14 protein-coding genes are annotated in these 13,144 nt (G+C 66.8%); 3 read left to right on the forward strand and 11 right to left on the reverse strand.

The genetic code is table 11. The annotated features are described in order from the left end of the window. The first annotated feature begins 36 nt into the window (after positions 1-36). Entirely contained in the window at positions 37-387 is a 351-nt protein-coding gene (locus U0177_RS11115) for a DUF5655 domain-containing protein (protein WP_409570696.1), read from the forward strand. Positions 388-652: 265 nt separating this feature from the next. Then, complete coding sequence (locus U0177_RS11120; RefSeq protein WP_409570780.1) at positions 653-1,099, forward strand: YkvA family protein; 447 nt, start codon at positions 653-655, stop codon at positions 1,097-1,099. Between the two features lie 91 nt (positions 1,100-1,190). Here the strand turns inward: U0177_RS11120 and U0177_RS11125 are convergent, their stop codons facing one another. The 10 genes from U0177_RS11125 to nrdR all read right to left on the reverse strand — a co-directional run bounded on the left by U0177_RS11125 (position 1,191) and on the right by nrdR (position 8,578). Further along, positions 1,191-1,994 carry an aminoglycoside adenylyltransferase domain-containing protein gene (locus U0177_RS11125; RefSeq protein WP_409570697.1) on the reverse strand — a complete coding sequence of 268 codons (804 nt, stop codon included), beginning with the start codon at positions 1,992-1,994 and terminating at the stop codon, positions 1,191-1,193. 5 nt (positions 1,995-1,999) lie between these two features. Next, the gene (gene tatC, locus U0177_RS11130; RefSeq protein ID WP_409570698.1) at positions 2,000-2,926 is read right to left on the reverse strand and encodes a twin-arginine translocase subunit TatC; all 927 of its coding nucleotides are present in this window, start codon (positions 2,924-2,926) and stop codon (positions 2,000-2,002) included. 307 nt (positions 2,927-3,233) lie between these two features. Beyond that, the gene (locus tag U0177_RS11135; RefSeq protein ID WP_409570699.1) at positions 3,234-3,593 is read right to left on the reverse strand and encodes a twin-arginine translocase TatA/TatE family subunit; all 360 of its coding nucleotides are present in this window, start codon (positions 3,591-3,593) and stop codon (positions 3,234-3,236) included. A 106-nt stretch (positions 3,594-3,699) separates the two neighbouring features. Beyond that, positions 3,700-3,948, reverse strand: a complete 249-nt coding sequence (gene acpP, locus U0177_RS11140; RefSeq protein WP_409570700.1) for an acyl carrier protein — start codon at positions 3,946-3,948, stop codon at positions 3,700-3,702. 98 nt (positions 3,949-4,046) lie between these two features. After that, positions 4,047-4,475 (reverse strand): transcription antitermination factor NusB, encoded by a 429-nt coding sequence (gene nusB, locus U0177_RS11145; protein ID WP_409570701.1) that lies wholly within the window; start codon positions 4,473-4,475, stop codon positions 4,047-4,049. Then, entirely contained in the window at positions 4,468-4,767 is a 300-nt protein-coding gene (locus U0177_RS11150; RefSeq protein ID WP_409570702.1) for an Asp23/Gls24 family envelope stress response protein, read from the reverse strand. Before U0177_RS11150 ends, nusB begins: the two co-directional genes overlap by 8 nt. Positions 4,768-4,790: 23 nt before the next feature. After that, the gene (gene accC, locus U0177_RS11155; RefSeq protein ID WP_409570703.1) at positions 4,791-6,152 is read right to left on the reverse strand and encodes an acetyl-CoA carboxylase biotin carboxylase subunit; all 1,362 of its coding nucleotides are present in this window, start codon (positions 6,150-6,152) and stop codon (positions 4,791-4,793) included. Positions 6,153-6,251: 99 nt separating this feature from the next. Then, on the reverse strand, positions 6,252-7,004 hold the full coding sequence (gene fabG / locus U0177_RS11160; RefSeq protein WP_409570704.1) for a 3-oxoacyl-[acyl-carrier-protein] reductase: 753 nt from the start codon (positions 7,002-7,004) through the stop codon (positions 6,252-6,254). A gap of 86 nt (positions 7,005-7,090) precedes the next feature. Then, complete coding sequence (locus tag U0177_RS11165; RefSeq protein WP_409570705.1) at positions 7,091-8,056, reverse strand: restriction endonuclease; 966 nt, start codon at positions 8,054-8,056, stop codon at positions 7,091-7,093. A gap of 48 nt (positions 8,057-8,104) precedes the next feature. Further along, positions 8,105-8,578 carry a transcriptional regulator NrdR gene (gene nrdR, locus U0177_RS11170; protein ID WP_409570706.1) on the reverse strand — a complete coding sequence of 158 codons (474 nt, stop codon included), beginning with the start codon at positions 8,576-8,578 and terminating at the stop codon, positions 8,105-8,107. A 525-nt stretch (positions 8,579-9,103) separates the two neighbouring features. Here nrdR and U0177_RS11175 point away from each other — a divergent pair. Further along, a complete protein-coding gene (locus tag U0177_RS11175) occupies positions 9,104-10,015 on the forward strand; it encodes an undecaprenyl-diphosphate phosphatase (RefSeq protein WP_409570707.1) in 912 nt (303 codons plus the stop codon). A gap of 150 nt (positions 10,016-10,165) precedes the next feature. Here the strand turns inward: U0177_RS11175 and U0177_RS11180 are convergent, their stop codons facing one another. Continuing rightward, positions 10,166-12,988, reverse strand: a complete 2,823-nt coding sequence (locus U0177_RS11180; protein ID WP_409570708.1) for a glycoside hydrolase family 2 protein — start codon at positions 12,986-12,988, stop codon at positions 10,166-10,168. Between the last annotated feature and the right edge of the window lie 156 nt (positions 12,989-13,144).

Consider the following 13,144-nt stretch of genomic DNA (forward strand, 5'->3'; position numbering starts at 1 on the left):
CAACCTTAGAGTGATTGGAAGTTGGGGGAGCTAATGATGACCGAGACAACACAAACCGTAGATGCCCTTTTTGTGGGTAAGGATGCGGTGGTCTCCGCTATCTATCATCGGCTGATTGAAGTCCTGCACACACTTGGGCCGTTTCAGGAGGAGCCGAAGAAAACATCTATCCATCTTGTCCACACATCAGGCTTTGCAGGTATTCACCCCCGCAAGAGCTTTCTGTACCTCAACCTGCGAATGGATCGGCTTTTGCAGGGCGAGCGCGTTGCAAAAAGCGAGCAGGTGTCTAAGAACCGCTATCACAACGAGGTCAAGATAGCTACCCCTGATGAAGTGGATGGCGAGCTTATCGCGTGGCTCAAAGAAGCATACGTGCTCGCATAACTAGATGGGCAGCCGACTTCTTGTAGGCCGTCGAAGTGTGGCGTGGCGTGACAGCCGATGCTGTGCGACGCCACAGTGCTTTATTGCGCGGATGTGAAGTCTAACAGCTTTGTGGAAGGAAGTCATCTACCACCTGCCGCGCAACACGCGCGGCGGCACGACCGCGCAGTCGCCGATGCTGCACTGACGCCAACGAGCTTCGGGGGCGGCTTTGCTGCCCCCGAATGCATTCCTGGCTCCTTCGCTCGCCGTGGATAGGCAAGAAGTGGTTCCGCTTCACCAGCTGCGCCAGTGGGCGCGTGCGCTAAAACAGAACGTCATCGCTTTGTATTTGGCCGCACGCGACCCCCGCGTGCCCTGGTATGCCAAGTTGGTCGCTGGATGCGTGGCGGCCTATGCCCTCAGCCCGATCGACCTTATACCTGATTTTATTCCGGTTCTTGGCTACCTGGATGATCTCATCCTCGTACCGCTGGGAATTGCCCTTGCAATCCGCCTTATTCCGCCTGCTCTCTTTCAAGAACATCGCGAGAGCGCCGCAGCACGTATGGCACACCGGCCTAGCAGCCGCTTGGGTGCGCTGGCCATTGTCGTCATCTGGATTGCCCTGGCGCTGCTCGTGCTTGGCTGCGCAGCGAGGTACGTTTCGGCTTCCTACACGTTTGGAAGGGCCGTCTATCCGTTTGAAATGCTCGCCAACTTGTTTGAATAGAGCAGTCTACATGTTTGAAACGCTCGCCGATTCGTTTGGAAGGGCAGCCAACATGTTTGGAAGAGTGGCCAACTTGTTTGAACAGAGAAGCCTACTCGTTTGGAAGAGCCGCCCACACATCCAGAGCGTCGCGGATGAGCTGAAGTGTGGCGCGTATGTCGCCGGGGGCGGCGGGCTGCGCGGGCTGCTGCCGCCCGGCCCAGGCGCGCTCGATCAGCGCCGCGCCCTGCGGCCCTAGCCGCGCCTGCGCCCACAGCGCCGCCGCGCGCTTCGAGGCAATCGCGCCGGTGTCGAGCGTGTAGCGGATGCGGCAGAGCGACAGCACCACGTACGACTGGTAGCCGCGCCCGGCGAGCAGCTCGGGGTGTTCGAGAACGTGTGCCGCCCAGCCGTGCAGAACCGCGCGCATCGCGGCGCGCAGCTCGTCCGGCTCGACCGGGTCGATCAGCGTGCTCGGCGGCGGCCCGGCCAGCGCGATCCCGCGCTCGCGCAAGATCGCCAGGTGCACCAGCCACGCCGCGTCGTGCTGGTTCAGCTTTAGCCGCTCGCCACGGCCTCGCTCGATATTCGGGTGCAGGCTATGCGCCGGGTCGTAGCGCCGCAGCGCCGCGCGCGCGATATACGTGCCCTCCAGCTCGGCCGACCACGGCGTATCGAGCGCCGCAATGTCGTCGTGCATCGCCTGCAGCGCCGCGAACTGCGCGCCCGACAGCTCGGCATCAACGACGACGACGAAGTCGACATCGCTGGCGTCGTCGAAGTCGTCGCCGGTGATCGAGCCTTCGAGGTACAGGCCTACGAGCTGCGCGCCCAGGATCGCGCGCACGCGCGCGAGCAGCGCATCGAGCAGCGCGACGATCGCCGGGCGCGCGGCCAGGTGCGGGTTGTGCATCATAGCGGCTACTTCGCGGCGGTTGCAGGCTCGTCGGCCGCCGGCCTGGCCGGCACAAAGCGCGAGAGCAGAATGCCCAGCTCGTACAAGAGGTACATCGGCACCGCCAGCAGCAGCAGGTTGTAGGGGTCGCCAGTGGGGGTGATTATCGCCGCTACGATCGTAATAATCACAATCGCATAGCGGCGGGTGCGGCCGAGCATAGCGGTATTGACGATCCCGAGCCGCGCCAGCAGGTAGATCACCGCAGGCAGCTCGAAGATCACGCCATTCCACAGCAGCAGCGTGGCCACCGTCGAGATAAAGCTCTCAAACGTCGGCTGCGCCTCGATCCGCGTCGTAGTGCCGAAGGTGAACAGGAACTGCAGCGCGGCCGGGATGGTGAAGAACCAGCCGAACGCCAGGCCGGCTATGAACAGCTCGGTGACGAACGGCAGCGCGGTGAACAGGATGCGCTTTTCGTGCGGCAGCAGGCCAGGGATGAAGAACGCAATCAGCTGGTAGATGATCACCGGGATGGCGATCGCCACGCCAATCACCAGCGCGATGCGCATGTAGTTGACGAATGCCTCGGCCGGCTCGATGAACTGCAGCTTGATCTCGGCCGGCACGAAGTGGCCGATCAGCAGGTTCGGCAGCGTATCGCCCAGCAGCCACGAGCTATTAACGATCCAGAAGCCGACGAGCGTGCCGACGAGCACCGCCAGCAGCGCTTTGGTCAGCCGGCCGCGCAGCTCGATCAGGTGTGGCGCGACGCCGGCCCAGAAATCGCCGAGCGACTGGAAGCTAGCGAGCGTATCGGCGTCGATCTCGGTGGCCTCGACCACCTCGGGCGTGTCGCGGATCAGCACGCGCACCAGCAGGGCGATCAGCAGCGGCGTGCCGAGCAGCAGCACCAGCAGGCCGATCACCAGGAAGAATTGTGAATTGCTCATGGGCGGGCCTCTTCGGTCGCGATCGGTTCGGCTGCCGGCGCCGGTGCGCCTTCGGCGGGCAGGTGCACGCCCCACGAGGGCGGCTGCCAGCTGGCGTCGAGCGCGCTGCTGCGCGGCGCGCAGCTGTTCTTGCAGCGCGAACAGGTCGCCCATGATCGCCTGGAGCCGCACCTCGATCGACGCGAGCGTATCGGGTGGCGCGGTCAGGCTGGTCGCCGGGCTCGGGCGCCTGCGTGGTGGGGTACGTCGTCCAGGCTTCGGGCAGCTTGAACGGCTCTTCGGCGGCGCAGGGGCGTCGGCCGGGCTTTCAGGCGTGGCGCGAGCTTGGTGGCGCGATCGAGCTGGATCTCGTGCAGCTCGGTGCGCGCGCCGCAGTCGTGAGCGACTCGACCGACTCCTCGATCTGGCGCGCCGCGCCGATCACTTCGTCGCGCACGCTCTGGACTTCGAGCAGGCTAGTGCGCAGCGACGCAAGCTCCTGCTCGATCTCCTGGCGCGCCCGCAGCACCATTGCGGCGTCGGGCGAGCTTTGCAGCCAGTTGCGGCCGCGCACCAGCAGCCTGCCAGCCTGGCGCGCCAGGTCGGGCAGGCGCTCGGGGCCAACCACCACCAGCAGCACCACCAGTATCAGAATAAACTCGCCTGGCCCAATGCCCAGAATTTCCATGACGCAGCCTCAAAAAGAAACCGCCGAGCCGCAGACAACGGCGAAGCGCCGGCTTCGCGTTCCCTACGTTCTCTGCGGTCGTGCAGTCGGTGGCCGGATGCTGGGGCTAGCCTGCAGCCGAGTGCGAGTCGATATAATCGATCGCATCCTGAACCGTCAGGAGCTTCTCGGCGTCTTCGTCGGGGATCTCGACGCCGAACTCTTCCTCAAGCGACATGATCATCTCGACTAGGTCGAGCGAGTCGGCGTTCAGATCGTCGGTGAAACGCGCCGACGGCACAATTTTCGCCTCTTCGACGCCGAGCTGCTCGGCGACAATGTGCTTCAGGCGGGTTTCCATTTCGGGCGATGGCATGGGAAATGCTCCTTTCAACAGCCTGGTTGAGAATATGCCTGTGTAAGATACCGACAGCGCAGACGCCGCAAGCGCGGCGCCTACCCCAGCACAACCGGCTACTCGCTATACCCTTCGATATAGCGCGTCACGACTGTGCCGAGCACACCGTTCACAAAACGGCTGGAATTATCGCTGCCGAACTGCTTTGCCAGCTCGACGGCCTCGTTGATCACCGCTTTGACCGGCGTCTTCTCTGCTTCATCGATCAGGATTTCGTAGAGCGCGATCCGCAGGATGGCCTTGTCGACGCCAGGCATCTGGTTGACTGGCCAGCTTGGCGCGGCTTCTTCGATGATCCGGTCGAGGTACGAGTAGTGCTCCCACACCCCGAACACCAGCTGGCGCAGAAAGCGTTCGCCTTCGGGCGGCAGCAGCTCTTCGGCGATCCAGCGCGCCACCACTTCGTCGGGCGCGTGGTCGGTGGCATCGAGCTCGAACAGGGCCTGGAGCGCAATAGTGCGAACGCGGTGGCGCAGGCTAGGCATTGCCCGCCTCCACGTCTTGAATGTACACGTTCACTTCGCGTACCGCCATACCAGCCAGCTCTCGTATCACTGCCGCCACGGTAGCCTGCACCGCCATGCCCACGTCGAGCAGGTTGGTGCCGGCCTGGGCGATCAGGTAGCAATCGGCACTTACGCCATCGGCGGCCACGCGCAGCGCGACACCGTCGCCGCGCAGGCCTGGGCGTGCGCGCGGCGCGCTGCCGAGGCGTGCAATGCCCGGCACCTCGCGCACCGCCATCACCACCAGGTTGCTTAGCACATGCGGTGCCACTGAAACGTTTCCGGCCGCCTGCGTCACGTTGCCTGGCCTTTCTGGCGCTGGATCAGGTTTGGCAGAAAGCTCAGGTCGATCGTGCCGCGCCGAAAATCTGGCTCGTCCAGCAGTGCGAGCTGAAAGGGCATGCTGGTTTTCACGCCGGTGATAATACACTCGCTCAGCGCGCGCTGCATCCGCGTCAGCGCTTCGTCGCGGTCCTGCCCCCAGGTGATGATCTTGGCGAGCAGCGAGTCGTAGGTACCGGGTGGCGTATAGCCGGCGTAGATGTGCGAGTCGACGCGTACGCCTGGCCCGCCCGGCGGAAGAAAGAACTCGACCTCGCCGGCCGACGGCAAGAAATCGCGCTCGGGATCTTCCGCATTGATACGGCACTCGACCGCATGCCCGCGTATTCTAACGTCTTTCTGAGTCAGCGTCAAGCGTTCGCCGGCGGCGATACGTAGCTGCCACTTCACCAGATCGACGCCGGTAATCAGCTCGGTGACGGGATGCTCGACCTGGATGCGCGTGTTCATCTCCATGAAGTAGAAGTGCCCGTCGGGCCCGAGCAGGCACTCCATGGTTCCGGCATTGGTGTAGCCGATTGCGCGCACGCCGCGCATGGCCGCATCGCCCATGGCCGCGCGCAGGTCGGCATTCACCGCCGGCGAGGGGCCTTCTTCGATGATCTTCTGGTGCCTGCGCTGGATCGAGCAGTCGCGCTCGCCCAGGTAGATCGCGTTGCCGTAGCTGTCGGCCAGCACCTGGATCTCGACGTGGCGCATGCCGGTGAGGTAGCGCTCGAGGTACAGGTCGCCCTGGCCGAACGCAGCCTCGGCCTCGGCCTTGGCGGTGGCGTAGGCGCGCGCCAGCTCGGATTCTTCCTGCACCACGCGCATGCCGCGCCCGCCGCCGCCGGCCACCGCCTTGAGCAGCACCGGGAAGCCGATCTCGCGCGCCAGCTCGCTGGCCTCGTCGACGCTGCGCAGCGCGCCGTCGGAGCCAGGGATCACCGGCATGCCGGCGGCGCGCATCGTCTGGCGGGCCACGGCTTTATCGCCCATCAGGCGGATGGCCTCGGGCGAGGGGCCGATAAACGTGAGGCTGCACTCCTGGCAGATCTCGGCGAAGTACGGGTTCTCCGACAGAAAGCCGTAGCCAGGGTGCACCGCGTCGCAGCCGGTGATCAGCGCGGCGGTGATCAGCGCGGGGGTGTTGAGATACGAGCGCGCCGGCGCGGCCGGGCCGATGCACACGGCCTCGTCGGCCAGGCGCACCGCCAGCGAGTCGCGGTCGGCCTGCGAGTAGGCGACAACCGCGCGCACGCCCAGCTCCTGGCAGGCGCGCACGATCCGCACGGCGATCTCGCCGCGGTTTGCGATCAGTATTTTATCAAACATATATCTTCAATATTGGCGCGGGCGGCGCAGCCCTTGGCCGTGCCGCCCGCGCATAGTGGGGGTGCGAGGCGGCCTCCGCCCCACACCCCCACCATAAAGCTACTGCATCACCATGCCACCGTCGACGGTGAGTGTCTGGCCGGTGATATAGGCGGCGGCGTCGGAGGCCAGGAAGCACACCAGGTTGGCGACGTCCTGGGGTGTGCCCATCCGGCCGAGTGGGATGTTTTCGAGGATGGCGGTTTTGATCTGATCGCTCAGCACGCCGGTCAGCTCGGTCTCGATATAGCCTGGCGCGACGGCGTTGACGGTAATGCCGCGCGAGGCCATCTCGCGGGCGGTGGATTTTGTGAAGCCGACGATGCCGGCCTTGGCGGCGGCGTAGTTCGCCTGGCCGGCGTTGCCCATCAGGCCTACCACCGAGGTGATGTTGATGATCCGCCCGCCGCGGGCCTTGCCCATGGGCCGCAGCGCCGCCTTGGTGCACAGAAACACGCCGCGCAGGTTCGTGCTGATCACGGCGTCGAAGTCGTCTTCCTTCATGCGCAGCAGCAGCGTGTCGCGGGTGATGCCAGCGTTGTTCACCAGGATGTCGAGGCGGCCGTAGCGCTCGATCACCGCCTTGAACAGCCGCTCGACCTCGGCGGCCTGGCTGATGTCGGCCTGAATGGCGCTGGCCTGGCCGTCGGCGGCGGCGATCGCCTGCAGCACTTCATCGGCCGCTGCGGCGTTGCCCTTGTAGTTCACCACCACCGTCGCCCCGGCGGCGGCCAGCGTGGTTGCGATCGCCCGGCCGATCCCGCGCGAGCCACCGGTGACGAGCGCGACCTTGTCGTTCAGGTTGAGCTGCATCCTACACTCCGTGATGTATGATGTACGAATGTGGCTCCGCGATCGGCCGCAGCGGCGTCGCAGAGCCCGAGATGCACATCCAGCGCCTACTTCTCGGCAATCTCAAACAGCGTCTGCCCGTCGATCAGCGCCAGCGGCCGGCCGCGCGCGGTTTTGGCTACATTCGGCTGGAACTCGGTCGATACCACCACCGCGCCCTTGCGGCAGCCCTCGCGCTTCATGTCCTGCAGCAAGCTCTCGACCGTGCCCACGCCGACTTTATCGGCCACGCTCAGGCGCAGGTGCCACGGTTCGCCCTCGTGCTCGAACCACATGTCTAGGTGCTTGTCTTTGTCGATGAAGCGGTAATCTTTGAACGTGAAGCCCTGCTTGGTGAACAGGTTCTTGACATAGGTGCCGAGCTGCGGCAGCGACAGGCCGCGGATATCGCTGGCCTCGCGGATGCTGCCGGGGCGCTGCAGCTGCCCGCCGCGGTTGTCGACTTCGTCGCGCACTTTGCGGTTGCGCTCCTCGGTGCGGCCGGCCATCGAGGTGCCGAACGTGCAGAACGCCACCAGCGAGAACAGCGTGAAGCCGGCGAGCTGCGCCCAGATCTGCAGCAGCGTGAAGTTTGCGGCCTGCTCGCCGAGGGCGCCCTGCATAGCGGTGCGCAGCGGCGTCAGGAAGATCAGCGCCGCCAGCGCCACCGCGCCGGTGACGCCGCCCAGCAGGCCGGTGACAAAGCCGTGAAGGCCGTAGTGCTGGCGCACGCGCCGGCCCAGCAGCAGGCCGGTGCCCACCGGCACGATCCCGGCGATCAGCGAGAGCGATGGCCCCTGCAGAAACGCCAGGCTCATAAGAATACCCGAGGCGATGCCGTACAGCAGCACCACGCGCCAATCGAGCTCGCGCAGCGCGGCACGCTGCGCGGCAATCAGCGCCGCAACGCGGCCGCGCGGCGGCTCGGTGATCGCCGGCAGCGCAGGCTCGGCTGGCTGCTCGCGGCCCTTGCGCGGCGGCTTGGCAGGCTCGGCTGGCGGTGTTTCGCGTTGCTCCGACACGTCGACTCCCATCTATGGCTCCATAAGCTTCAAGTTGCGGGCTGGCAGGTTGGCGGCGCGCTAGCCGTCGCCGGGCGGCGGCTCGTGCTCGAGCAGCTCGTCGACGGCCTCGCGCAGCTTGCCGATATCGGCGAACGAGCGGTACACCGAGGCGAAGCGGATGTAGGCCACGTCGTCGAGCTCGCGCAGGTGGCGCATCACAATGTCGCCAATCGTCGACGACGGCACTTCTTGCTCGTCGAGCGCCATCAGCGCCGCCTCGACATCGTTGGCGAATTGGTCGAGCTGCTGAGCCGACACGGGCCTGCGGTAGCAGGCGGTGCGCACGCCGCGCATCATCTTTTCGCGGTCGTACGGCTCGCGCTCGCCATTTTTCTTCACCACCGTCATGCTCACCGACTCGACGCGCTCGTAGGTGGTGAAGCGCTTGCCGCACGACGGGCACTTGCGGCGGCGGCGGATCGACTCGCCGCCGTTGAGCTTGCGCGTGTCGATGACATCGCTATCGGCGTGTTGGCAAAACGGGCAGCGCATGGCCATCCAATTGGGTAACAGGCGCGGAAACCGCGCCAGCCTGCGGCGCATTATAGCATAGGCGTGCCGCCGCGCCAAACAACCTTCGGCCCGCTGCGGGGCTGGTGCAAAGTCGGCCCTCACCCCCCTTACCCCCCTCTCCCGCACGCGGGAGAGGGGGATTATCGCGTTTGCGCGCCGCCGCGACCGCACCACACAAAGCCAGATGTGTTTCCTTCTCCCCTGTCAGGGGAGGGGGTAGGGGGAGGGGTCGAAAGACGTTGCACCAGCCCTGCGGCCCGCTGCGGGGTATGCCTTACATAACACGAGCTACATGGTCGGGTTCGGGGGCAGCAAAGCCGCCCTCCAAGCCTCCCACGCGAGAGAACACCGCGTAACTTGTTTTACGTAAAAGATCGCCCTGATGGCGCGGATCTTGATACACGCTTAATCAGGCCCTAATGCGGGGCTGCTATTCTTGTACCTGCTTGATCCGCCCGTTCGAGCACAGCATGTATGAAAGAGAGGAATCTCGTGTCGGATCGCATGTCATCCCCTGCCCTCGCACCGGCTGTCGCCCCGGCCGCGCCCGTGCTGGCCTCGCGCCTGCGGCTGATCGCCCTGGCCGTGCTGGCCGCATGTTTTGCGCTGGCGGCAATTCTTCCCACCGAATATCGCGTGGCTGTCACGCTTGGCATTGTTCAGGGCCTCGGCGAGTTTCTGCCGATCTCCTCCTCGGCCCACCTGATTCTCACGCCGTGGTTTCTCGGCTGGCCCGACCCTGGGCTGACGTTTGATGTGGCGCTGCATGTCGGCACGCTGATCGCGGTGGTCGCGTACTTCTGGCGCGATCTGCTGAAGCTCGTGCTGGCGGCGCCGCGCCCGCGCACGCCCGACGGCCGGCTGGCCTGGATGCTGCTGCTAGGCGCCATCCCCGGCGGCATCGCCGGCGTGCTGTTCGACGACATGGCCGAGCAGGCGTTTCGCAACCCGGCGCTGATCGCTTTCACGCTCTCGGCGATGGGCCTGGCGCTGTACGCGGCCGATCGCTGGGGCCGGCGCGAGCGCGACCTGCACGAGATCGGCGCGGCCGATGTGCTGCTCATTGGCGCGGCGCAGGCGCTGGCGATTGTGCCGGGCGTGTCGCGCTCGGGCATTACGATCGCGGTCGCCCGCTGGCGCGGGATCGAGCGCGCGGCGGCGGCGCGGTTTTCGTTTCTGCTGGGCACGCCGCTGATCGCTGGCGCGGCGCTGTTCAAGCTGCGCCACCTGCTCGACACGCCCGGCGTGGTGAATGGGCCGTTTCTGGCGGGGATCGCGGCGGCGGCGCTGGTTGGCGGCCTGAGCATCGCGTTCCTGATGCGCTACCTGCGGCGCGCGGGGCTGGAGGTGTTTGTGGTGTACCGGCTGGCGCTGGCGGCACTGGTGGTGCTGGCGCTGGTGTTTGGGCTGCGCTAGTATCTGCCGAACAGCTCTCGCGGGCGCGGGGTTTACCGCCGCGCCCGCGAGAGCTTTTTTTATGCCCAGGAATGACCCAGCTGCGCCACTTCACACCGCAGCGCCATACGAAACGCTCTGCCGAAGGAAAGAGCTTGCCTTGCCGATGCGCTAGCAGCGCTGCAGGTAGCTGGCCCAGCACCACAGCAGGTAGGCGGCGGCGGTGTTGCGCGCAATGCCCAGCGGCTGCACGCCCTGGCCGCCCTCGAAGCGCAGCGTGCTGGCGATCAGGCGGCCCTGGCCCCAGCGCAGCTCGGCGGCATACTCGTGCAGGTGCATGGTGCGCGTGTCGAGCCGCCGCAGGATCGGCCGCCACTCGCCGGCGTGGCGGCTCATGTCGAGCGCGTGGTCGGCTGCGCAGCCGAAGAGCTGCATGGCCAGCGCGTCGTCGAGCGGGAAATCGCCCCAGGCCGGGTGCGGCTCGGCCAGGCGCAGCGCCTCGCGCCAGAATGGCAGCGCGGCCACCGGCAGCGGCCCGGCCGGCGCGGAACCTGGCTGCAGCAGGATCGCCCGCCCGCCGCGATCGATCCACGCACGCAGCTCGGGCGACCAGGCGGTGGCGATCACGACCGAAGACGAAGGATGAAGGATGAGCGACGCAGACAGCGCGACTGCGTCGTTTGTCGTTCGTCCTTTGTCGATTCCGGGCGCAATCTGCTCAAAGCCGCTCAGCTGCCCGAGCGGGTCGTACAGCGCGATGTCGCGCGCGCCGGCCCACGGGTTGCGCGGGAAGAACCATAGTGGCCAGCTGTTGCGCGCTGGCTCCCCGCCGGTGCCGACCTCGAACTCGGCCGCGAGCGTGGCCTGGCGTGGCGCGGCCATGGGCGGGGCGGCAAACTCGGCCACCGCCAGCTCGCGCAGGTCGCCGGGCGCGAGCGCGAAGGCTGTGGCGTGCTGGCCTGCCGCGAATGGCGGCTCGCCGGCGAACGCCACCTGCCAGCGCAGGTGCGCGTGGCCTTGCGCCGCGCCGTAGTGCGCGGCGATCAGGTGGGCGCGCACGGCGGCGCCGGCCGGGTAGCCGAAGGCATCCCACGGCGCGGCGCGGTCGCCGCCGGCAACCCAATCGCGCCGGCGATCCCAGCCGAGCAGCAGCACGGTGTCGGCGTTGAAGCCGCGAAATGCAGCCAGCTCGAACTTCAGGCGATCGTGCGCGTCCCACATGCCGGCGGTACTGATCGGCGTATCGGCCTCGCCCGTCACGACATAGCCGCCGATCTCGCGGAACAGCCGGGCCTGCTCGATCGTATACTTGCGCTGCCACAGCCCCTGCGCATACGAGCGGCGCGTCAGCTCGGCGGCGCGCGCGCCCATGCCGCTGGCGCGCAGCCGGGCGGCGTGGTGTGGCGCGTCCATCTGCCAGCGCGCCCCCTGCGGGTTGACGGCCGGGTCGCCGCTCGTCCACCACGGCTGAGAAGAGCCGGGGAGCCGAGCGTCAAGCATCGTCTGCGCTGGCGGGGCGGCTTGTGCCTGCCAGCCTGGTTCTTGGTCATGGCCGCTCGGCTCTCGAAACGTGTCGTAGTCGCAGAACTCGCCGAACAGCCAGGGCTGGGGCGGCCGGCCGCGCGGCGCGAAGTAGTCGAGCAGGCTGCGGAAGTGCTGCAGCTCGCTGTAGAAATGGTAGTCGTAGAACTCGGCGAACTCGTTCAGCAGCCCGCCATAGGCCTCGCCCGAGCCGCTGTTGTCGCGCACGAGCGCGTCGCCGGCGTGGGCCTTGGCGAGCGCGAACAGCGGCGCCAGCAGCGCGGCGTCGGCGGCGCGGCTCAGCTCGCAGCCAAGCGTATACAGGATCGCCGCGGGGTGGCTGCGGGCCTGGCGCATCAGCCGCTCGTACTCGCGCGGCGCCTGCTGGCGGAAGAACGCCGACGGCCGCGGCAGCCACATCGGCAGCTCGACCCACAGCAGCATGCCCAGCTCGTCGGCCAGGTCGAAGTAGTACTGCGGCGGGAACCACAGGCACAGCTTCACGCCGTTGAAGCCCAGCGCCTTGAGGCGCGCGAAGTCGGCGCTGACGCGTGCGGGGCCGGGGTTGCTGTGCAGCGCCTCGGGGTACCAGCCCCACGAGAGCGCCATGCGCGGGTAGATTGGCTGGCCGTTCAGCGTGAGCGTGCTGCCCTCGGCGCGCAGCGTGCGCAGCCCAAAGCGCACCACGCGCTCGTCGCCATTGGCGATCGTCAGGCGGGCAGTGTACAGCGCCGGCGCCTCGGGCGACCAGGGCTGGGGCTGCGATATGCTCAGCGCGAAGTGCGCTACGTGCTCGGCCGCGACGGGCGCGGAGGAAGCGGCTGCCTCGTTTTTTGCGCTTTTCGCGTGTTTGGCAGCTACAACCCTGCCGTCGGGGTCGCGTATCTCGAGCGCTACGTCGGCCGGCGCGGAGGTAGCCGCCACGATCGTGGCCGTGCCATTGGCCGCAGCGCGCACCAGCACATCGTCGAAGCAAACCGCGCCAGTCGCGAACAGCTCGACATCCTGCCAGATCCCGCCGAAGCAATGGCCCCAGACGTAGGGCAGAAATCCGGCGAGTGTTTCGCGCAGGTGGAAGCGGCCGGGCGCCGCAGCCGAGTCGGGGCCGGCGGTGAGGCTGGCGGGCTTCTCGACGCGCGCCAGCAGCTCGTTCGCGCCGCCAATATTCGCCGCGCCGGTGATCTCGACCGTGAACGCGTCCCATAGGCCGGTGTGCTCGCCGGCGGGCTGGCCGTTGACGAACAGCTCGCAGTGGTAGCTGACGCCGCCGAAGCGCAGCCAGATGCGCCGGCCGGCCCAGGCGGGCGGCAGGCTGAAGGTAGTGCGGTACCAGAACGGCCCGGCGTCGTCTTTCGGCCGGCCAAGCTGCTCCCAGCAGCCTGGCACCAGCGCGGGCTGCCAGGTCGTCTCGCCGTCGCGGCGCAGCTCCCACGGGCCAGCAACCGCGATCGGCGCAGCGAAAAGGTCGGGCATATCGCTCTGCCGAAGGCTGAGCCCGCCAGCTGCGTAGGTCATAACATTTCACATAGCCACAAAGACACAAGGGCGCAAAGAATATGCGGCTGCAGCGCGCCTTCGCGGCTTTGTGTCTTTGCGGCAAACGTCGATGCTCAGCATATGCGAAAGGTA

The organism is Kouleothrix sp. (genome assembly GCF_046328425.1).
Lineage (GTDB): Bacteria > Chloroflexota > Chloroflexia > Chloroflexales > Roseiflexaceae > Kouleothrix.

Excerpts from the sequence above, each read along its gene's own strand:
- U0177_RS11135 (WP_409570699.1), bottom strand. The coding sequence starts at position 3,593 with ATGGAAATTCTGGGCATTGGGCCAGGCGAGTTTATTCTGATACTGGTG.
- U0177_RS11165 (WP_409570705.1), bottom strand. The coding sequence starts at position 8,056 with ATGGGAGTCGACGTGTCGGAGCAACGCGAAACACCGCCAGCCGAGCCT.
- U0177_RS11125 (WP_409570697.1), bottom strand. The coding sequence starts at position 1,994 with ATGATGCACAACCCGCACCTGGCCGCGCGCCCGGCGATCGTCGCGCTG.
- tatC (WP_409570698.1), bottom strand. The coding sequence starts at position 2,926 with ATGAGCAATTCACAATTCTTCCTGGTGATCGGCCTGCTGGTGCTGCTG.
- U0177_RS11175 (WP_409570707.1), top strand. The coding sequence starts at position 9,104 with ATGTCATCCCCTGCCCTCGCACCGGCTGTCGCCCCGGCCGCGCCCGTG.
- U0177_RS11180 (WP_409570708.1), bottom strand. The coding sequence starts at position 12,988 with ATGCCCGACCTTTTCGCTGCGCCGATCGCGGTTGCTGGCCCGTGGGAG.
- nusB (WP_409570701.1), bottom strand. The coding sequence starts at position 4,475 with ATGCCTAGCCTGCGCCACCGCGTTCGCACTATTGCGCTCCAGGCCCTG.
- U0177_RS11115 (WP_409570696.1), top strand. The coding sequence starts at position 37 with ATGACCGAGACAACACAAACCGTAGATGCCCTTTTTGTGGGTAAGGAT.
- nrdR (WP_409570706.1), bottom strand. The coding sequence starts at position 8,578 with ATGCGCTGCCCGTTTTGCCAACACGCCGATAGCGATGTCATCGACACG.
- accC (WP_409570703.1), bottom strand. The coding sequence starts at position 6,152 with ATGTTTGATAAAATACTGATCGCAAACCGCGGCGAGATCGCCGTGCGG.
- acpP (WP_409570700.1), bottom strand. The coding sequence starts at position 3,948 with ATGCCATCGCCCGAAATGGAAACCCGCCTGAAGCACATTGTCGCCGAG.
- fabG (WP_409570704.1), bottom strand. The coding sequence starts at position 7,004 with ATGCAGCTCAACCTGAACGACAAGGTCGCGCTCGTCACCGGTGGCTCG.